Raw genomic sequence first — 20,701 nt, forward strand, 5'->3', positions numbered from 1 at the left:
ATTCCGAAAAGTGTCTGAATCGCTGTCGCTCAGCTCAACTCACGTTTCAACATCAGGGAATGGGTGGATTGTTCCAGCGTTGCACGGTGACGATCAGGTGGCCTTCGCCGGTCAGGGATTTCCCCGCGTCGTCTACGGCAGCGATCACCTTGAGGTTGCCGGCGTTGTTGGTGGACATCTTGCGCGCCGGATTCGGCCCGGCATCGCCCGGGGTGAACACGCCTGCGTCAGCCTGCATGGTGCCGGCGAACTTGACGTCTTCGTCCTCTTTGGCGCGCTCGTCGAAGGCTTCGACTTTCCATTGCGCCGGGAACACGCCGATGCGATACGGCTTGCCGTCGGCACCCTTGCCCCAGGCTTCGGCGTCGAAACGGCCCTGGACTTTCGGCGTCGAACCGCCGCCCTCGCCGATCCGTGCCACCGAGAATTCCGGCACCACTTTGACCGAGGCAATCTTGCTGTACACCGACAGGCTCGGGCCTTTCAGGCTGCCGACGCTGACCGCGCGCAGGCCCGGCTGGGCATTGGCTGCCGTTTTGACTTTGACTTTGATTCGCTCGGCGTTCTGCTCGACCACTTCGACCACGTCCACGCCGTTGCCGAAGTTCGGTTTGCCGCTCAGACCGCTGCCGATCAGGGTCACTTCGGTTTCGCTGCCGGCCTTCACATAACCCGGCTGCACCGCCAGCAAGCGCTGCGAACCCTGTTTGGCCGCGACGAAGTCCAGGCCGCGCTCATCGTGCTCGGCCTCGAACATCCGGCCTTGCATGGCGTTGCCTTGTGCGGCGAACACCTGACGCATGGTCACGCCATCGACTGTCACGTTGCCGCGCCATTCGTAACCGCTGTAGAGGATCGCGCTGCCATCGCCGTTGAACGGGCTGCCGTCGGCGTACTGACCTTTGACGGCGACCTTGAAGGTGTCACTGCCATCGGCGGTGACGCTCATGGTGCCGGCCAGTTCACCCTTGCCCGGCAGGTGACCGCTGAAGCTCCAGTCGCCGACCAAGGCTTCGGCTTTCGGTGCGGTTTTGATCCAGGCCTGCCATGCCGGGTTATCCAGCGGATAACGCTTGGCCAGCAGCGGGACCATTTCCTTGCGGGCGATATCGAACCAGTCACGATCACGGGACATGGCCTGATATTCCAGCGACGGCCATTGACCGAGGTGGAAATTCACCAGACGTTCCCATTCCTGAGCCGGACGCCGTTGCAGGGCGATCCGCGCACCGGAGTGGCAGCGGCCGCACATCTGCGCGGTTTTCTCGTCGAACTGCTCGACGGTGTTCAACCGCCGTTCCAGCGCGTAACGCACGCCATCGGTTTCGCTGGGCGCCAGGCCCTGGGTGTCGGCGAGGTATTTGACCAGCGTGCGACGGTCGTCATCGCTGATCTGCAAACCGTGCATGGTCTGCATCCGGGCGATGCTCATCAGCCAGCCTTCAGGGGTCTTGCGCTGGTGGCTGATGCGGCTCAACTGGTCGCCGGCTTCAGGGGTGTGACAGCCCTGGCAGGTTTCCTTGAGGATGGTCTGGGCATCGCGGGCTGCCAGGCTGTACGGCGAATGCAGGGCCACGCAAGCGGCCACGGCCAGCAGGCTGGCGCTCATGCCTGATCGGAGTTTTCTCTTCATCAACGTCGAACCTCGCACGGTGCTTTCTTATTGTTGTGGCTTATCGTTTTTATGGTTTCTGCCGTTCGTGGCGCTGCACGAACGGAGGCAAGCGAAACGTCTGCTGTGAGCAATACACGGAGCGTGCCAGCTTGCCGATAAGCTGTTCAATCAAGCAGTTACGTGAAGATCAAGGCGAACGAACGGTGCCGGCGGTGCTTGCCGGCGTCCAATTTCGCGACAGCTGTTGCAGTCTGAGACAAGCATAGTTGTTGCGGCGTCGGCGACATTGCGTCGCGCGACAGATGACCCGGCGCTGACAGCATCCCCCATGGAAAACCTCCAGGAGAGCGACACCTGCCGAACCCACCCGAAACCGGGCCCCGTCAATGACGGGGCTCATGTACTGGCTCGTTTCCCCGCGCCTAACGAACGGAGTGGTCCGGGTGAACCTTGTAACGCCCACAAAACTCGCAAACCATCGGGCATTCACCTTGCGTGTCGGCCTTGGCTGCCAATGCCCCGGAATCACGCCGGGCAGCCTGAATTCGACGCTCCCGGTAAAACGCATAAATGATCAGCAAACTAAAGCACAATGACCAAAGACACAGAATTAAAGCCGTCATGATTTATCCTCGAGCATGGCAACTGCGAAAGAGGTGGCGATCAGGAAAATACTGCTTGTAGCCATCAAGGCACCTGCCCGAATCGTATCAACATCGGTCAGATCGCCGATCAACAGCGCCGCAAACCCCGTCACCAGAAATCCCGTCCCCACGCCTATCATGAAATTGGTTAGCCATCGAATGGTTAAGTTGTTCATCGACATCCCTGTGAAGAAACTGACCCGCCAAATCCATGGCAGGAAAACCCTATACACAAAGCAACTTAGCTCGTACCTCATGCCTCCACCAGTCGGTAAAAACTGTCAGACGCGCGGCTTTTCCTACACCTGAAACGGCCCGATTTCGCCCAGGCCCCGTCCCAGCGGCAATGGCGTTGTAGGACGCGTATCTTGCTTCTCAATGGGTGTCGCGTTTTGAGACAAATTCACCCTCATTACCACTCAAACTCTTCCACTCTCAGCCCGTGAAACGGTGCTATACGCCGCCTTCAAGCATTTGGCACAACCATTGCGAAAGCCCCTCTCGATCCCATCGAACAACAAGAGGTTTCGCCATGCCCCTGCCCTATCTGCTCCCTGCCACTTCGGCCTTCATCCAACGCCCGCCACGCATGTTGATCGGCGGCGACTGGGTCGAAGCCGCCGACGGCCAGACCATGCCGCTGCACAACCCGGCCACCGGTGAAGTGCTGTGTGTGGTTCCCCGCGCCACGCCGGAAGATGTCGATCGCGCGGTGCTCGCCGCCCGGCAAGCCTTCGATGATTCGGCCTGGAGCCGCACCCGCCCGCGCGAACGACAGAACCTGTTGTGGAAACTCGCCGACCTGCTGCAGCGCGACGCCGAGCTGCTGGCGCAACTGGAATGCCTGAACAACGGCAAGAGCGCGGCGGTGGCGCAGGTGATGGACGTGCAACTGGCCATCGACTTCCTGCGTTATATGGCTGGCTGGGCGACCAAGATCGAAGGCTCCAGCGTTGACGTCTCATTGCCGCTGATGCCCGGCGATCAGTTTCACAGTTTTATCCGCCGCGAAGCAGTGGGTGTGGTTGGGGCCATTGTCGCCTGGAACTTCCCGTTGCTGCTGGCCTGCTGGAAACTCGGCCCGGCGCTGGCCACCGGTTGCACCGTGGTGCTCAAACCCGCTGACGAAACCCCGCTGACCGCGCTGAAACTGGCGGAGCTGGTGCTGGAGGCGGGTTACCCGGAAGGTGTGTTCAACGTCGTCACCGGCACCGGCATCACCGCAGGCTCCGCCCTGACCCACAACCCGCTGGTCGACAAGCTGACCTTCACCGGCTCCACTGCCGTCGGCAAGCAGATCGGCAAGATCGCCATGGACTCCATGACCCGGGTCACCCTGGAACTGGGTGGTAAATCACCGACCATCGTCATGGCCGACGCCGATCTGAAAAATGCGGCGGCGGGTGCGGCCAGTGCGATTTTCTTCAACCAGGGCCAGGTCTGCTGCGCCGGTTCGCGTCTGTATGTGCAACGCAAACATTTCGACAATGTGGTGGCCGATATCAGCGACATCGCCAATGCGATGAAACTCGGCAACGGCCTCGATCCGAGCATCGATATGGGCCCGCTGATTTCCGCGCGCCAGCAGGAACGGGTCTACAACTACATCGAAATGGGCCGCGAAAGCGGCGCGACCATCGCCTGCGGTGGCGAGCAGTTCGGGCCGGGGTTCTTCGTCAAGCCGACGGTGATTGTCGATGTCGATCAGCGGCATTCGCTGGTGCAGGAAGAGATCTTCGGCCCGGTGCTGGTGGCGATTCCGTTCGATGACGAGGCCGATGCGCTGCGCATGGCCAATGACAGCCCTTATGGTCTGGGCGCGAGCATCTGGTCGAACGATCTGGCGGCGGTGCACCGGATGATCCCGCGGATCAAGTCGGGATCGGTGTGGGTCAACTGTCACAGTGCGCTGGACCCGGCGCTGCCGTTTGGCGGCTATAAAATGTCCGGGGTCGGGCGCGAGATGGGGTATGCGGCGATCGAGCATTACACCGAGCTGAAGTCAGTGTTGATCAAGTTGTAAGCACTGCGCTCACGGCTCAGGGTTTGAAACCCTGAGCCAGCAGCCACCCGCGAACGGCTCGCCCCTGCTCAAGCGTCAATCCCGCCAACACCCGATCCGCCGGCTCATCGCGCAAGCGCCGCACCAGCGGCGCCAGTTCCACGCCTTGCACATGCCAGATCCCCAGCGGCTGATCCGCCGTGATCACCACCTCGGCTTCATCGACAAACCCGTCCCGCAGTATTGGCATCCGCTCGATCCGCAACGCGGAAAAATCCGCCGCCGCATGGGCTACTTCAGCGTCCGGCCACTGCCGCCGCGCCTGCCAGAACGGCTGATCGAACCAGCGCTGTTCTTCTGCATAAAAGTCCCGGCCGATGCGCGCAAAACGCAGAAAAAGTTGCTCCACTCGTTGACGGTGAAAACGCTGGGCCAGCGCCGCTCGTTCGGGTTTGTGCAACAGAGTGTTGATCACCACCGGCGCCTGCAACGCCGAAGACAACGACTGAAAAATCCCGTTGCCCGACAGCGGGTCTACTGCCATCGCGGCATCGCCGACGCGAATCCAGTTACCACCGCAGACCTGTGGCGCAAGAATCGCGGTGCTGCTGCGAGCGTGCATCTGCAGATCCAACTCCTGCCCGCCGGCAAAAAAGGCTCGAGCAAAACCCGAGGCCTGACGCCGCGCGCGACAGTAATCGAGCAACTGCGCCTTGCCCGGCAACCCGGCGCTCGCCACATCCACCGTCCATTGCCAATAACACTGCCCGTCGTCCCGCCGGGCCATCCACGCCCAACCGTCTTCAAGGCTTTCTACGGCGCTGGCAGTCACGCCCGGCGCGCCTTGCCAGCGGTTGAGCAGACTGACCGTCTCCGGCCCGCGCAGACCTTTGCCGGACGCCGGCGCCTGGCGCCCACGGGCTTCCACCAGAAAATCCGCCGTTAGCGTCTGACCACCATCGAGTTCGACCCGATGCCCCTCAGCCGAGGACTGAACATTCAGGACTCGCCCTTCAATCACCTCGACCCCGGCGAACCGCAGATCTTCCCGCAAACCACGATCAAAGGTCGGACGATCCAGCAGAAACTCGATGTTCTGCGCATGCTGCTGACCGTTCCACGAAACCTGCCTTTGGGACGGCAACGTGGCATTCGCCAAAGCATGATTCAACCCGGCACCGCGCAGCGCCTCCAGCACCCGTTGCGACACGCCTTCGAGCGCCGCAAACCGCCGCCATTCGCTGACCAGCGTCACGGCGTAACCCAATCGTCGCAACCCCAACGCCACCGCCGCGCCGGCCGGACCGGCACCGAGAATCAGGATCGCGGTCATGGGCCGAAACGCCGTTCAGGGCCACGATAACGAGCGTGCTGTTTCAGCCAGTCGATAACTTCCGCATTGCTCGCCTGCGGATGTTCAAGCAGATAACCGGCAACATGCCCGCTCAACGCGGCACACCCCAGACTGGCCCCGGACTGCCCCGGATAGGTGCCGCGAACACACGCAGCAAAATCCGCCTGCGCACTGTCGAGCCAAGACCACTGTTCATCGGTGCAACGCGCATCGCCGGTCACCCGCAGCACCTGCGGATAACTCGCCGGAAACACCGCTGCGCCCTGCGCCGGGCTTGATGCGCACAGCAACACTCCACGGGCCACCGCCGCCGCGCAGGCTTCGCGCAACAGGTTGCGATCCTGGCGCAGGCCGAGGCTCAGATTGATCAACCGCACGTCCTGTGCCACCAGCCAGTCGATCGCCGAGGCGATCTGCAAGGCACTGGTAACGCCGCGCTGATCGAATACCTGAGCCACGCAAATCTGTGCGGCCGGTGCCCGACGACTGATCGCCTCGATCACCGCGCTGCCATGGCCAAGGGGATCATCACGCAACTCCGATTCGGCCAGGCCATCCTCCAGCAACGAGAATCGCCGCCCGGCAATCACCTGCACCCGTTGCGCTGCCGAGTGCCCGCTGTCGACCACACCGATCCGCAACTCAGGCTTCATGCAACACCGTTTTCGAAATGAGCACACCGTCGAGCAATTCGAAACGCAGATCGGCATCGGCCAGGGTCGACGGACGATGGCTGATCAGAATCCGCGTGCGCCCGGCAAACAACCGGTCAATGGCTTCAATCACCTCGCGCTCAGTGGTTTCGTCGACTGCCGACGTGGCCTCGTCGAGCACCAGAATCAGAGGATCCTGCAACAGCGCCCGGGCAATCGCGATCCGCTGTTTCTGCCCACCGGACAACTGCTGACCGCGCTCGCCCAATGGGCTGTCGAGGCCCTCGGGTAACGACGCGATCAGGCTGTCGAGTTGCGCCAGCCGTGCGACCTCGGCGATGGCCTCGCGGCTGGCGTCCGGCACCGCGTAAGCCAGGTTGTCGGCGAGACTGCCGCGAAACAGCACGATGTCCTGGCTGACCACGGCGATGCGTCGGCGCAGTTCGAACAACTCCAGTTCACGCAGGTCCACTTCGCCGAGCAGCACCCGCCCGGACTGTGGATCGTGATGCCGTTGCAGCAGATCGATCAGTGTCGATTTGCCGACGCCGGAGCTGCCACTCAAGGCGACTTTCAAACCGTAGGGAATCGTCGCCTCGATGCCGCTCAACGTACTCGGACGACCTGGATGACTGAAGTGCACCGCGTCGAAACGCAGCTCACCCGAAGTCGGAAACGGTTTCGGCATGGCCGGTGAAAACACCGTGGGTTCTTCGCCACGCAACTCCATGACCCGGCCGAGGCTGACGGTCATGCGCTGGATCGCCACGTACAGACCCAACAGGCTCTGCACCGGCCCGACCGCCATCCCCAGGTAGGTGGAAAACGCGATCAGCGCGCCGAGTTGCCAGGTGCCCTGCACCACCCAATAACCGCCGATCAAAAACGCACAGGCGCGGGACAGCGACGTCAATGTGCCGGGCACAGCCTGAGTGAAAAACTCAGTGACTTGCAGGCGCAGCAACTGGTTCATGTAGCCTTGCCCGAGGCTTTCCAGACGCCGTGCTTCACGCTGCTGCTGGCCGGCGGACTGAATGAATTTCATCACCGGCAAAGTCTCGACCATGAACGACGACATGTCCGCCGAACGCTCGCGCAACTGCCGCACATCGCGCTCGACCTTGCGCCGCATCCAGCGCAGCCACAGCACGTCGAGCGGGATCAGCACCAGCGCCAGCAACGACAGTTTCCACGACAGCGTAAACAACATTGCTATCGCGACCACCAGGCCGATCACGCTCGACACCGCCGAGAACAACGAGTCCACGGCGAAGCGCTGAATCTCCGCCACATCGCCGTCGAGCCGCGACATCAGATCACCGATCCGTCGCTGCCCGTAGAAGCTCGGCGACAGCTTCTGCAAATGCCGGTAAAGGTCATCGCGCAGGGCAAACAGAATCCGCCCGGACAGGCGCGTATGCAGATAGCGGTTGATCCCCGACAACGCGGTGCCGAGCAACCCTGCGATAATCATCAGCACCGCGATCATTACCAGCATCGGAAAGTTGCGCGCCAGCAAGCCATCGTCGATCAACAGTTTGACCAGCCACGGCTGCACCAGCACCAGCAGCGAAGCGCATACCGATAGACCGAGCAGACCGGCAATCGCCAAACGCTGCGGCCGCACAAACCCGTACAGCCAACGCAACGCCGCTTGCAGCGCGGCGGGGTTCTGGCTGTCGATCAGCCGCACGAACAGGCGCTGCATCACGAGCGCAACTGTTTGAGTTTGCGATACAGGGTCGCGCGGCTGATGCCGAGGGCGTCGGCCGCGGCCGAGACATTGCCCTGGTGGGTGTCGAGGGACTGGCGGATCATCTCCAGTTCGTTCTCACGAATGCTGCCGGTCTGGGGTTTCTCGGTGGCGGACAGTTCGTCGAGCATGCTGTCGGGCAGGTGATCGAGGGTCAGCACCGTTTCACCGGGTTCGCGCATGGCCAAAGCGGTGCGCAAGACCATTTCCAGTTGGCGGATGTTGCCCGGCCAGTGATAAGCGCCGAGCAGGCGATTGAGGTCGTCGTGCAGCACGGCGTTCGGTGCATCGAGTTTGCCCAGCAGTCGAGTGACCAGCGCGCTGAAGTCATCACGCTCGCGCAGGGCCGGGAGCATCACGCTGATGCCGTTGACCCGGTAGAACAAGTCCTCGCGAAATTGCTTGTCCTCGACCTGACGCTTGAGGTCGCGGTGGGTGGCGCAGATCAGTGCGACGTCGATATCCTGTTCTTCCCCGGCACCCAGCGGCGCGACTTTGCGATCTTGCAGAACGCGCAGCAGCCGCGCTTGCAAGGCCAGCGGCATGTCGCCGATTTCATCGAGGAACAAAGTGCCGCCGTGGGCCTGTTGCAGGCGCCCGATCATGCCGCCACGGCGCGATCCGGTGAACGCGCCTTCGCGGTAGCCGAACAGTTCCGACTCAATCAGGCCTTCGGGAATTGCCGCGCAATTCACGGCCACAAAGGGTTTGTCGCTGCGGCTGCCGGCCAGGTGCAGGGCGCGGGCGATCACTTCTTTACCGGTGCCGGTTTCGCCGAGCAACAGCACCGGTAGTTCATTGGCCAGACCTTGGCGGGCCATGCGCAGGGCGCGGGCGTAGCGGGCGTTGTTGCCGGCCAATGCTTCCAGATCCGGTTGCGCCTTGGCGGTTTTCGCCACGCTGCGGGGTGGGCCACCCAGGTTGACCGAGCGCGCCGGAGCCCGCAGGGTCTTGTAGAAAAACTCGCCCTTGGCGGTCTGCACGCTGCCGACACCGCCCTGTTGCAGACGGGTCAACAATTGCACGCCATCGACCCCGAGGAATTCTTCGCAACGCCGCCCGACCAGCGCCGAACGCTCGGCCCGCAGCAACTGACAGGCCTGGGCGCTGACCGCCAGAATCTGCCCACCGAGACTCACCGCCAGCAGCCCTTGCCATGGCGATTCCAGATACTGCCGGCGGCTGTGGAAGGCGAGGACGATCTGATCGGGAAAGCTGTTGTTGAACACCCGACTCTCGATCTGGCTGACCGCCATGCTCAGCAGCGCGGTGCTGTCGTGAACGCGGCCGAGGGGGCCTTCGCGGGTCAGGTCAAGAACGCCAAGAATCTCGCCCTGGGGGCAATGAATCGGCACCGAGGTGCAGGAAAAATCGGTGAGGCGGTCAAGGTAGTGTTCGCCGCAATCGATCAGGGTGGGGCGCGCTTCGACCAGCGCCGTGCCGAGGGCATTGGTGCCACGGGCGGCTTCGCTCCAGCAGGCGCCGAGGGTGATGTCCTGCAGACCGCTGCCCTTGAGCCGGTCGGCACGTCCCTCGACGGCGAGGATGGTGGCATCGGAATTGGCGAGGATGATCAGGCCTTCCTTGCCCTGACGTTCGGCCAGATAATCGATAGCCGGTATCGCCGCATCGATCAGCAGGCGATTGCTCGCCAGCAGCACATCGAGACTCGCGCCCGATTCCAGCGCCAGCTCATGCTTGCCATTGAAATGCACGCCGTGGCTCAGGCTGCGCCGCCACGAAGCATCGATCTCCGCACGCAACACGCCATCCGGGACCTGCCCTTCGAGATGGAGTTTTTCCCGGGCCAGCCGGGCTTCGTGGTGAGACTTGGGATCGGTTGTTTTTATAAGAGTCATCAAGCGCTCCGGAGCGGTCCGCTTTGCGCTTTTTTACATCAGCGCCCTGACGCCAATGTTTACGTTAACGTCAGGGCGATGGCAAGCACCAAAGGGCGCTTCGTCAGGTGGATTGCCTCAGCGCTGCCACACCTCGCCATTCACGAAAAATGCCCGGGCGTTGTCTTCGAGACTTTCCAGGTGATAACCGCCTTCCTGCACGATCAGGCATGGCAGGCCCAGACTGCGAATGCGCTCACCCAATGCTGCAAAGCCCTCGCGGGTCACGGCGACTTTGCTTTGCGGGTCCAGTTCATAGATATCGAAGCCCAACGACAGCACCAGCACCTCGGCGCCGAACTCGCGCACTGCAGCCAAAGCGACTTCCAGTTGCCCGAGGAAATCCGCCTCGCTTGAACCGTGAGCCATAGGCAAGTTGAGGTTGAAGCCCTCCCCCGCGCCGCTGCCACGTTCGTCGGCAAACCCGGCGACACCCGGATAGAAGTTGGTCGGATCGCCATGCACCGAGACGTAGAGCACGTCATCGCGGTCGTAGAAAATCTCCTGAATGCCCTGACCGTGGTGCATGTCGGTGTCGAGCATCGCGACTTTTTCAAACTTGTCGCGCAGCACCTGGGCCGCCACCGCCGCGTTGTTCACGTAGCAGAAACCGCCCGCCGCTTCGGCCCGGGCATGATGTCCCGGCGGGCGGCACAGTGCGTAGGCTGCCGGCTCACCATCGATCAGCGCCTGAGCCCCGGCCACTGCGCTTTGCGCCGACCAGTAGGCCGAGCGCCAGGTCTGCTCGCCGACCGGGCAACTGCCGTCCGCCAGATAGCGCGCCGCCTGGGCGAGGATACCGCGCAAGGCATTGGGCTCGCGGACGAAGATGTTCGACATCACCTCGTCGCCCCAGTCTTCAGGGATTTCCTTCCAGCGTGCGTGGGCTTCCTGAAGGAACGTCAGATACGGCGCACCGTGTACCGCCAGCAACGGTGCGAGGCCGGCATCGGCGGGTTGCTCGACACTGAAGCCCAAACCGTGGGCGGCCTGCACCAGACGTTGTGCACGCTCCGGGACTTCCTGCGGCGTACGCATCTGCCCGCGCGAGTAATAGCTGCGTGGATGGTGGAGCAATTGTTCGGGGTGGAAAAAACTGCGCATGGTTCAGACTCCCTGTTCGATACGACCGGCGCGGGCCAGCACGGCGTTGAGCAATACGTCGCTGCCCTGCTTCACGTCTTCGGGCAACACATCTTCGGCTTCGTTGTGGCTCAGGCCGCCAACGCACGGGATGAACACCATCGCCGTCGGGCAGTAGCGCGCAAGATGAATCGCGTCATGTCCGGCGCCGCTGACAATCGACTGCTGAGCGTAGCCCAGCGCATCCACCGCTTCTTGCACCGCCGCCACGCACTCGGCGTCGAACGGTGTGGCCGGGCAGATCCAGTGCGGGGTGATTCTCAGGTTCAGGCCTCGGCCATCGGCGATGGCCTGCAACCGGGCGCGGACTTGTTGCTCCATGGCGGCAATGGCGTCGTCGCGGTGATGACGCAGATCGACGGTGAAATTCACCAGCCCCGGAATGGTGTTGCGCGAGGACTTGTTGATGCTCAACTCGCCAACCGTGGTCAGGCCTTCGGGGGCAAAATCCGCCGCCAGACCTTCAATCGCCTGAATCATCCGCGCCACACCGTACAGCGCATCTTTGCGCAGCGGCATCGGCGTGGTGCCGGCGTGGGCGGCCATGCCTTCCACGCGCACGTCGAGCCAGCGGATCGCCTGTCCGCCCGTGACCACGCCGATGCTTTTGGCGTTGTCTTCGAGGATCGGGCCTTGCTCGATGTGCGCTTCAAAATACGCATCCACCGCGCCGCCCAACGGACGTTCACCGGCGTAACCGGTACGCTGCAACGCCTCGGCAACGCTGATGCCATCGACATCACGCACCGCCAGCGCGGCGTTCAGATCCATGATCCCGGTGAACACTGCCGAGCCGAACATGGCCGGGGTGAAGCGTGCGCCTTCTTCGTTGGTCCACACCGCCACTTCCAGCGGTTTGCGGGTCTGGATGTTCTGGTCGTTGAGGCAACGCACCACTTCCAGCCCGGCTAGCACGCCGTAGACGCCATCGAATCGCCCGCCTTCGGGCTGGGTGTCGAGGTGGCTGCCCATCATCACCGGCGCGGCGTCCGGATCGCTGCCGGCGCGGCGGGCGAACAGGTTGCCGATGGCGTCCACACTCAGGGTCATGCCGGCTTCGCGGCACCAGTGGGCGAACAGTTCGCGACCGGCCTTGTCTTCATCGCTCAGCGCCAGACGGCAGCTGCCGCCTCGGGCTGTCGCACCGATTTCGGCCATGGCCATCAGGCTCGCCCACAGGCGTTCGCCATTGATTTTCAACATGAGGTTCTCCTGAAACTCCGGGTTAGGCACGGGCCATTTCCGCGCGATGGACACTGGCGTGACGACGGGCAAGGGACAGCACGCAGACCAGCGAAATGCCGGCGATCAGGCTGTAGAACACCGCCATCGGCCACCACTGCCCGGTGAACTTGTGCGCGAGCATCGTGCCGATCAGCGGCGTCAAACCACCGGCCACCGCGCCGCAAATCTGATAGGCCAGCGAGATCGCGGTGTAGCGCACGCGGGTCTCGAACATGCCACTGACGTACCCCGCGATCACCGCGTAGAACGAGGCCATGCACACCACCGCCAGCGCGATGCCAAGGATGATCAGCGGCGCCTGGGCCGAGCTGACCAGCACGAACATCGGATACGGCGAGGCCATCGCCAGCAACGACACGAGACACAGGAAACGCGTCGCGCCGACTTTCTCCGCCGTCCACGCCGCCAGCGGTTGAATGCAGAACTGGATGATCGCGACGAAGAACAGGCACTCAAGAATCAGCGAACGCGGCAGCGCCAGTTGCTGAGTGGTGTAGGCGATCATGAAGGTGTTGGTGAAATACACCCCGGCAATGCCCAGCGTGTTGGCCCCGATACACAGCAACAGCGGACGCCACGCAGTGCGCAGGACTTCCATTACCGGCGCCTGTTCTTTCTTGATCTGTTTAGTGGCCTGCTCACGGCTGGCGAGGAATTCCGGCGACTCGTTCACACCCAATCGGATCGCCAGGCCCACCAGCAGCAACAGCGCACTGGCGAGGAACGGCAGACGCCAGCCCCAGCTCATCAGATCTTCTTCCGGCAAACGGGTCACCGCACTGAAGGCCAGCAGCGACAGGATCAAACCCGCCGGACTGCCCAGTTGCGCGAACGAAGCGAAGAAATTGCGCCGGCCCTTCGGCGCATGCTCGCCGGCCATCAACACCGCCCCGCCCCACTCGCCACCCACGGCGATGCCCTGGACGATGCGCAGCAGAATCAGCAGCACCGGCGCGGTTGCGCCGATCTGCGCATAGGTCGGCAGCAGACCGATGCACACTGTGACCACGCCCATCATCAACAGCGTGATGATCAGCGATTTCTTGCGGCCGATACGGTCGCCAATATGGCCGAAAATGATCCCGCCCAACGGCCGGGCAAAGAAGCCCACGGCGAAGGTGCCGAACGCGGCCATGGTGCTGAACAGCGGATCGTCGGAGGGAAAGAACAGCGCGCCGAACACCAGGGCGGCGGCGGTGGCGTAGATGTAAAAGTCGTACCACTCGATCATGGTGCCGATGAAGGCTGCGGCCGCCGCACGGCGCGGCTGGTTCGAAGCGTGGGGCTTCATGGGTCGGGCTCCTTTGATTGTTTTTTTGGCAGGAGGAAAACGTAAATCCGAGGCGCTCTGGCGGCGCCTGTCGTAGGGTGATTTATCGTCCCGGGGCTATGATTAGTCAATTTTCTATTTATTATTCCGAGTATTACCCCACCTTATAATAGAGAGCCGCCATGGCCGAACGTGATGTGCAACGCCTGCTCAACGACCGCCTCGACTGGAACCTGCTGCGCACCTTTCGGGTGATCGGCCAGGAGCTGAGCATCAGCCGTGCCGCCGCGCGTCTGCACCTGACCCAACCGGCGGTGAGCCAGGCGCTCAAGCGTCTTGAGGAACAACTGGGTCGCCAGTTGATCGCCCGGCGCGGCCCGCGCTTTGCCCTCACCGAAGTCGGCGAGCAGATCTTCGAACTGGCCGGCGAGATCTACGGGCAGATGTCCCAGGTCAGCAGCCTGCTGGAGCAACCGGCTGACGAAGTGATCGGCAAGGTGCGACTTCTGATCATCAGCCGGATCTTTTCCGAGCGCTTCGATGACTTCCTCGCTGACTTTCATCGGCAGTATCCAAGGGTGGATCTGGAGGTGGATGTGATGCGCAGTTCGGACATCGTCAGCGCGCTTCAGGAGAAAACCGCGACCCTCGGCCTGAGCCTCAATCGCCGCCCGCAACCGCGTCTGGAACAGCGTCTGTTTCTGCGTCAGCGCTATGCGTTTTTCTGCGGCAAACACCACGCGTTGTTCTGCCGACAGGACATCGGCGAAGGCGATTTGCAGCGGGAGAATTTCGTCAGTTTCACCAGCGACCAGATTGGCGGGATGCTCTCGCCGCTGACGATTTTTCGCGATCAACAGGGCTTCAGCGGACGCATCGTTGCGTCATCGCCGAGCCTGGAAGAAGTGCGACGACTGGTGATCGCCGGGTTCGGTATCGGTTGCTTGCCGGAACACGTGGTGGCAGCGGACGTCGAGGCCGGATTGCTCTGGCGCCTGCCGCCCCACGAGGGGATTGCCGATGTCGACATTCATCTGCTGTGGAACCGCGAGCAGCGCATGAGCCGCGCCGAGACGCTGTTCATCGAACGTTTGCAGGCCTGCCTGGCGGATCAGTAACCGAGCAGTCGATCCGCGCTGTTGAGCAGCGGTTCACCGGCATTCAGGCGGCGGAAGTTCTCGGCGATTTGTTCGGCGATGCAGTCATGAGACGCCGCCGAAGCCATGTGCGGGGTGATGGTCACGCCCGAGGTTTTCCACAGCGAATGATCGGCGGGCAGCGGTTCCTGTTCGAAGACATCGAGCAGCGCACCGCGCAGTTTTCCCCGGGCCAGCGCCTGTTGCAGATCCTCGATATTCAGGTGCCCGCCGCGCCCGACGTTGACCAGTGCCGCACCGTTGGCCAAGTGCTCGAACGTCTGGCGATTGAGGATGCCGCGAGTCTCATGGGTAAGCGGCAAAAGATTGATCAGCAACTCCACGCCGTCGAGGAATGGATTGAAGGCGTCAGAGCCCGCGAAGGTCTGCACGCCCGATAAATCCTTGCTGCTGCGCGCCCAGCCACGCACGTCGTAACCGGCGCTGGCCAGGTCTTGGGCGATCGCGCTGCCGAGCGAGCCGAGGCCCATCACACCGATCCGGAACTCATGCGCCGGGCGTTGCAGCGGTCGTTCCCAATGCTGTTGGCGCTGTTGCTCCAGCACTTGATCGAAACCGCGATGAAAGTGAATTACCGCCCAACGCACGTATTCGGTCATGCCTTGCCGATGACCTGGATCGACCACCCGGCACACTGGCAGATCCGGGCATGAAGGATCGTGTTCCAGGTGATCAATTCCGGCGGCCACCGAATGAATCACTTGCAGATTGGGCAACGCGGCAAGGCTGCCCGGCAGTGGAAACCAGCACGCCGCGATCTGCGCATTCGCCGCCCGAGGATCGTCGGCCAGCACCGCCGAAAGCTGCGGCGCGCGGCGGGCAAAGGCTTCCTGCAATTGTTTGAGCAACAGCGTGTCGCGGGACATCAGTGCAACGGTGTTCATGACAGATAGGACTCGCGCTGGGATTCGATCAGGGTCAGTGCGGCCTCCCAGGCCAAGTCGATGATGTTGTCCTGCTCATCGCGGTCGAACTGTTCGGCGGTGTGGGCGCAGACTTCCGGCGACGGGAAATGCAACTCGCAACCGCCGGCCAACGCTTGTACCTGGGCCTGACAGGCGCGCTCCAGAAAGTGAATTTCCTGGAATGCCTGGGCCACGCTCGAACCTCCAACCAGCAAGCCGTGATTACGCAGGATCATCGCCCGGTGCGGGCCGAGATCGGCGATCAAACGCTCGCGCTCATCCAGCGACAAGGCGATGCCTTCGTAGGTGTGATAAGCAAGTTTTCCGTAGAACTTCAACGCGTGCTGACTGATCGGCAGCAGGCCTTGCTTCTGCGCCGCGACAGCCATGCCGGCGGCGGTGTGGGTATGGATGACGCAGTTCAGATCCGGCCGCGCCATGTGGATTGCCGAGTGGATCACGAAGCCGGCGGCGTTGACACGATGCCCGGCATATTCAGGGTCGACGATGCGCCCGTCCTGATCGATGCGCACCAGATCGGAGGCGCGCATGCGGTCGAAGATCACGCCGTAGCGGTTGATCAGGAAATGATGCTCCGGCCCCGGAATCCGCAGGGTGATGTGGGTGTCGATCAGGTCGGTCATGCGAAAGTGCGCGATCAAGCGGTACAGCGCCGCGAGCTCGCAGCGGGCTTGCCATTCGATCGGGTCAATGTGAACGGGCTTACTCACGAATACACCTCTTTGTTGGTATGAAGGACGACCGGGTTGGCCCGCAGACGTGCGGGGCCACAGACACCGATCAGAGACAGGGCCGACAGCAGCGTGAAGAACACCGCCAATGGCAACCACTGCCCGGAAAACTTGCTGGCCAGCAGCGTGCCGATCAGCGGCGTGGTGCCGCCGGCCAACGCGCAGCTCAACTGGTAAGCGATGGAAATGCCCGAGTACCGCAGGTGAACCGGGAAGGCCTGGGTCATGTACCCGGCGATCACCGCGTACAAGGCCGAGAGAATCACCACCGCGACGGCGATGCCGAGGGTCATCAGCAGGATGTTCTGAGTGCCGACCAGCAGGAACATCGGGTACGGCGTGACCATGCACAGCAACGCCACCAGCATCAGGAATCGCCCTTCGCCGATGCGCTCGGCGAGCAGCGCCGACAACGGCTGCGACAGCAGTTGAATGATCGTCACCAGAAACAGGCAGTCGAGAATGGTCGCCCTTGGGATGCCCTGATATTGAGTGACGTAGGTGATCATGAAGGTGTTGGTGAAGAAGAAGCCGGCCGAGCCGATGGTGACTGCGGCAGCCGCGAACAGGATCTGCCGCCAGCACTGACGGATCACGTCTTTCACCGGGTATTTGGCGGTTTCGTTGTTGTCCTTGGCCTTGGCAAATTCCGGCGATTCGTGCACACCGGAACGGATCATCAGACCGACCATCATCAGCACGCCGCTGGCGAGAAACGGCAGACGCCAGCCCCAGGCGAGGAAGTCTTCCGGCGACAGCGACGTCACCAGACGAAACGCGATCAGTGCCAGCAGCAAGCCCGCCGGGCTGCCGAGCTGGGCGAACGAGGCATAGAAAGTCTTGCGCTTGGCCGGTGCATGTTCGCTGGCCATCAATACTGCCCCGCCCCACTCGCCGCCGACGGAGATGCCCTGGATCAGGCGCAACACGATCAGTCCGATGGGCGCCCAGATGCCGACGCTGGCGTAGCTTGGCAACAGACCTATTCCAGCGGTGGCCAGCCCCATCAGTGCCATGGTCACCAGCAGCATTTTCTTGCGACCGAGGCGGTCGCCCAAATGGCCGAACACCATACCCGCCATCGGACGAGCGATGAAGCCGACGGCGAAACTGCCGAACGCGGCGAGCGTGCTGGTCACCGGATCGCTGCTGGGAAAGAACACTTGCCCGAGCACCAGTGCGGCGGCGGTGGCGTAGATATAGAAATCGTAGAACTCGATGGTCGTGCCAATGAAGGCAGCGGCCGCGGCGCGACGCGGCTGAGCGGTGGTGTGCATGCAAGAACCCTGTGTATTTATAGTTTTGGGCAGGTGTCGAGGCGGCTGACGGTCGCGCTCTGTGGCGCTTGTGGGCTTTATCGCTTCCGTGACAGGATTAGTCAATTTTCAAAAACTTATCTTTACTATTAGCGTGACTACTACATGACTTCTTCCGCGAATCCCTGGGTCGGCCGGCGTTTCCTCAACGACCGGCTGGACTGGAACCTGCTGCGCACCTATCTGGTGATCGGTCAGGAAGGCAGCATGAGTCGCGCCGCTGCGCGATTGCACATCACGCAGTCGGCGGTCAGCCAGGCGTTGAAACGTCTCGAGGAGCAATTGGATTGTGTATTGATTGCGCGCAGCGGACGGCGCTTTGATCTGACGGAAACCGGGGAAGAAGTCCTGCGGATTGCGGCGGATATCTACGGCGATATTTCCCGTTTGGGCACCGTGGTCGAGAACCGCCATGACGATGTCGTGGGCAAGATCCGTATCCTCACTGTCAGTGGTGTGCAGGCGCGGCATTACGATGAGTTTCTTGCTGACTTCCACGAAACTCACCCGAAAATCGAGCTGGAAGTCGAGGTGATGGGCAGCTCGAACATCATCAGTTCGCTGCTGCAAAAGACCGCTACGGTGGGAGTGGGATTATGTCGTCTACCACAGCCCAGGCTGGAACAACGGGTATTGTTTCGTGAGCGCTACGCGTACTTTTGCGGGCAGCGGCATCGACTGTTCGGGCAGCAGAATCTGACGCTGGAGCAACTGGCGGCGGAGAACTTTGTCAGCTTCACCAGCGATCAGCTCGGCGGCAATCTTTCGCCACTGACGCTGTTTCGTGACCAGCAGGGCTTTACCGGCAAGATCGTCGCCTCTTCCACCAGTTTCGAAGAGATTTATCGTCTGATCTGTGCAGGGTTCGGGATTGGCTGTCTGCCGACTCACCTGGTACGACGGGATGTCGAACAGGGCTTGCTGTGGCGCTTGCCGCCGGAGGATGGGGTGGTGGATTTCGATATCCAGCTGCTGTGGAATCGCGAGCAGAAGATGACTCAGGCGGAAACGGTGTTCCTCGACAGCTTCCAGCACATGCTCAGCTTGCGTGAGCCTGTGCTGTGAAGCTGTGACCGGGTTACACGTGGGGATCGCCCGGCGCTTTGGTCGGCGCCGCGTATTGCGGCTTGAGGTGACCGTCCTGGTCGAGTAGCCAGGCGTCCATGATCTGCCGCACCACGGGACCTGCGACTCGGCCACCGGCCTCGCCGTTTTCGATCATCACCGAGATCGCTATTTTCGGATGCTCGGCAGGCGCAAAGCCGACGAACAAGGCGTTGTCACGGTGACGTTCGAGGGTTTTCTCGCGGTTGTAGCGCTCGCCCTGCTTGATCGCCACCACTTGCGCCGTTCCGCTCTTTCCGGCGATGCGGTATTGCGCACCGGCCGCCGCCGCACGAGCAATGCCTCGGGCATCGTGCATCACCATCTGCATGCCGTGGTTGACCTGCTCCCAGTCACGCGGATCCTTGAGCAGGATGTTCGGCATCGGGTGTTCGTCCACCGGCGCCACACCGTCGACAGTCTTGGCCAGGTGCGGACGATTCCAGATGCCCTTGTTGGCAATCAGTGCGGTGGCTTGAGCCAGTTGCAGCGGCGTGACCTGCATGTAGCCCTGACCGATACCAAGGATCACGGTTTCGCCGGGGAACCAGGCTTGCCGGCGCGTCGCACGCTTCCAGGCTTGGGACGGCATCAGACCAGGCGACTCTTCAAACATGTCGAGCGAGACTTTCTCGCCGAGGCCGAACATCGCCATGTAATCGTGCAGGCGATCAATGCCGAGCTTGTGCGCCAGGTCGTAGAAGTAGGTGTCGTTGGAACGCATGATCGCTGCGTCCATGTCCACCCAGCCGTCGCCGCTGTGGTTCCAGTTGCGGTATTTGTGATCGAAGTCCGGTAGTTGGTAATAGCCCGGATCGAAGACGCGGGTTTGTGGCGTGACGACACCGGCGTCGAGGCCAGCGATGGCCACTTCCGGCTTGATCGTCGAACCGGGTGCATACAAACCGCGCAGCACGCGGTTGAACAGCGGACGGTCGATGGAATCGCGCAGCGCGGAATATTCCTTGGAGCTGATACCGGTCACGAACAGGTTGGGGTCGAAGCTCGGGTTGCTGACCATGGCCAGCACTTCGCCGGTCGATGGGTCCAGTGCAACAACCGAGCCGCGACGGTCGCCCAGTGCGGCTTCGGCGGCTTCCTGGAGCTTGATATCGAGGCTGAGGACGATGTTTTTGCCTGGTATCGGATCGGTGTGTTTCAGCACGCGCAGTACGCGGCCCTGAGCGTTGGTCTCTACTTCCTCGTAACCGACGTGGCCGTGCAGCTGCGGCTCGTAAAAGCGTTCGATACCGGTCTTGCCGATGGATTGGGTGCCGCGGTATTCAACGGAATCGAGGGTCTTGGCTTCTTTCTCGTTGATGCGGCCGACGTAGCCGATCGAGTGTGCGAAGTGCGCGCCCAGTGGGTAGTTACGAACGAATTGCGGCTCGACATCCAGGCCCGGCAGGCGAAATTCGTTGACTGCCAGCACGGCGATCTGTTCTTCGGTCAGCTCGTAGAACAGCGTTACGGGTGTAAATGGATGGCGCGACTGCTTCATGGCTTTATCGAAGACGGTGCGGTCTTCGGCGGGCAGGTGCAGAAGGTTGATGACTTCATCCAGTTCCTGGTTGACGTCAGTCGCGCGTTCGCGGGTGATGGTCAGGTTGTAGCTGGGACGGTTGTCGGCCAGCAACACGCCGTTGCGATCGTAAATCAGGCCGCGAGTCGGCGGGATCGGCAAGACATGGACGCGGTTGTTTTCGGAGATAGTCGAGTGGTAGTCAAACTCGACGACTTGCAGGATGTACAGGCGCACAACCAAGGCGCAACTGACGGCGAAGACGAACAAGGCACAGGCGATCAGGCGTTTGTTGACCAGTCGCGTCTCTTTTTCGTGATCCTTGATGGGGATGGGTTCAGGCATTTCTGCAGCCACTCTTTGACAAA

16 protein-coding genes are annotated in these 20,701 nt (G+C 62.0%); 3 read left to right on the top strand and 13 right to left on the bottom strand.

The genetic code is table 11. From position 1 onward, the window contains the following. Positions 1–52 precede the first annotated feature (52 nt). Together peaA and KJY40_RS20125 are read right to left on the bottom strand one after the other, a co-directional pair. Positions 53–1,633 carry a quinohemoprotein amine dehydrogenase subunit alpha gene (peaA, locus tag KJY40_RS20120; RefSeq protein ID WP_230732249.1) on the bottom strand — a complete coding sequence of 527 codons (1,581 nt, stop codon included), beginning with the start codon at positions 1,631–1,633 and terminating at the stop codon, positions 53–55. Between the two features lie 601 nt (positions 1,634–2,234). Then, positions 2,235–2,435 carry a hypothetical protein gene (locus KJY40_RS20125; RefSeq protein ID WP_085686895.1) on the bottom strand — a complete coding sequence of 67 codons (201 nt, stop codon included), beginning with the start codon at positions 2,433–2,435 and terminating at the stop codon, positions 2,235–2,237. Positions 2,436–2,791: 356 nt separating this feature from the next. Between KJY40_RS20125 and KJY40_RS20130 the strand changes: the two genes are divergently transcribed. Beyond that, complete coding sequence (locus tag KJY40_RS20130; RefSeq protein ID WP_230732264.1) at positions 2,792–4,282, top strand: aldehyde dehydrogenase family protein; 1,491 nt, start codon at positions 2,792–2,794, stop codon at positions 4,280–4,282. A gap of 16 nt (positions 4,283–4,298) precedes the next feature. On the opposite strand, the gene qhpG is transcribed toward KJY40_RS20130, so the two are convergent. The 7 genes from qhpG to KJY40_RS20165 all read right to left on the bottom strand — a co-directional run bounded on the left by qhpG (position 4,299) and on the right by KJY40_RS20165 (position 13,598). Next, positions 4,299–5,594, bottom strand: a complete 1,296-nt coding sequence (gene qhpG / locus KJY40_RS20135; RefSeq protein ID WP_230732271.1) for a flavin-dependent monooxygenase QhpG — start codon at positions 5,592–5,594, stop codon at positions 4,299–4,301. Continuing rightward, entirely contained in the window at positions 5,591–6,268 is a 678-nt protein-coding gene (gene qhpE / locus KJY40_RS20140; protein WP_230732273.1) for a subtilisin-like serine protease QhpE, read from the bottom strand. The genes qhpG and qhpE overlap by 4 nt, the downstream gene beginning before the upstream one ends. Then, on the bottom strand, positions 6,258–7,976 hold the full coding sequence (locus tag KJY40_RS20145) for an ABC transporter ATP-binding protein (RefSeq protein ID WP_230732274.1): 1,719 nt from the start codon (positions 7,974–7,976) through the stop codon (positions 6,258–6,260). Before KJY40_RS20145 ends, qhpE begins: the two co-directional genes overlap by 11 nt. Continuing rightward, entirely contained in the window at positions 7,976–9,880 is a 1,905-nt protein-coding gene (locus KJY40_RS20150; RefSeq protein ID WP_230732275.1) for a sigma-54-dependent Fis family transcriptional regulator, read from the bottom strand. The genes KJY40_RS20145 and KJY40_RS20150 overlap by 1 nt, the downstream gene beginning before the upstream one ends. A 117-nt stretch (positions 9,881–9,997) precedes the next feature. Continuing rightward, entirely contained in the window at positions 9,998–11,023 is a 1,026-nt protein-coding gene (locus KJY40_RS20155; protein WP_230732276.1) for a histone deacetylase family protein, read from the bottom strand. A 3-nt stretch (positions 11,024–11,026) separates the two neighbouring features. Further along, a complete protein-coding gene (locus tag KJY40_RS20160; protein WP_230732277.1) occupies positions 11,027–12,265 on the bottom strand; it encodes a Zn-dependent hydrolase in 1,239 nt (412 codons plus the stop codon). 22 nt (positions 12,266–12,287) lie between these two features. After that, positions 12,288–13,598: an MFS transporter gene (locus KJY40_RS20165; protein ID WP_230732278.1), complete on the bottom strand. Its 1,311-nt coding sequence runs from the start codon at positions 13,596–13,598 to the stop codon at positions 12,288–12,290. Positions 13,599–13,759: 161 nt separating this feature from the next. Here KJY40_RS20165 and KJY40_RS20170 point away from each other — a divergent pair, with 161 nt between their 5' ends. After that, a complete protein-coding gene (locus KJY40_RS20170; protein ID WP_230732280.1) occupies positions 13,760–14,695 on the top strand; it encodes a LysR family transcriptional regulator in 936 nt (311 codons plus the stop codon). Here KJY40_RS20170 and KJY40_RS20175 read toward each other — a convergent pair. From KJY40_RS20175 to KJY40_RS20185, 3 genes are read right to left on the bottom strand one after another with little or no spacing between them, the layout of a single operon-like run. After that, on the bottom strand, positions 14,689–15,618 hold the full coding sequence (locus KJY40_RS20175; RefSeq protein ID WP_230732282.1) for a 2-hydroxyacid dehydrogenase: 930 nt from the start codon (positions 15,616–15,618) through the stop codon (positions 14,689–14,691). The two genes, KJY40_RS20170 and KJY40_RS20175, sit on opposite strands and share 7 nt — an antisense overlap. Next, positions 15,615–16,370, bottom strand: a complete 756-nt coding sequence (locus KJY40_RS20180; RefSeq protein WP_230732288.1) for a class II aldolase/adducin family protein — start codon at positions 16,368–16,370, stop codon at positions 15,615–15,617. Before KJY40_RS20180 ends, KJY40_RS20175 begins: the two co-directional genes overlap by 4 nt. Then, on the bottom strand, positions 16,367–17,668 hold the full coding sequence (locus tag KJY40_RS20185) for an MFS transporter (protein ID WP_230732291.1): 1,302 nt from the start codon (positions 17,666–17,668) through the stop codon (positions 16,367–16,369). Before KJY40_RS20185 ends, KJY40_RS20180 begins: the two co-directional genes overlap by 4 nt. Positions 17,669–17,812: 144 nt before the next feature. Here KJY40_RS20185 and KJY40_RS20190 point away from each other — a divergent pair, with 144 nt between their 5' ends. Beyond that, complete coding sequence (locus KJY40_RS20190) at positions 17,813–18,772, top strand: LysR family transcriptional regulator (protein ID WP_230732292.1); 960 nt, start codon at positions 17,813–17,815, stop codon at positions 18,770–18,772. 13 nt (positions 18,773–18,785) lie between these two features. Here the strand turns inward: KJY40_RS20190 and mrdA are convergent, their stop codons facing one another. Next, positions 18,786–20,678, bottom strand: coding sequence for a penicillin-binding protein 2 (gene mrdA, locus KJY40_RS20195; RefSeq protein ID WP_230732294.1), 1,893 nt, complete (start codon positions 20,676–20,678; stop codon positions 18,786–18,788). Positions 20,679–20,701 lie beyond the last annotated feature (23 nt).

The organism is Pseudomonas fitomaticsae, assembly GCF_021018765.1.
In the GTDB taxonomy this organism is placed as follows: Bacteria; Pseudomonadota; Gammaproteobacteria; order Pseudomonadales; family Pseudomonadaceae; genus Aquipseudomonas; species Aquipseudomonas fitomaticsae.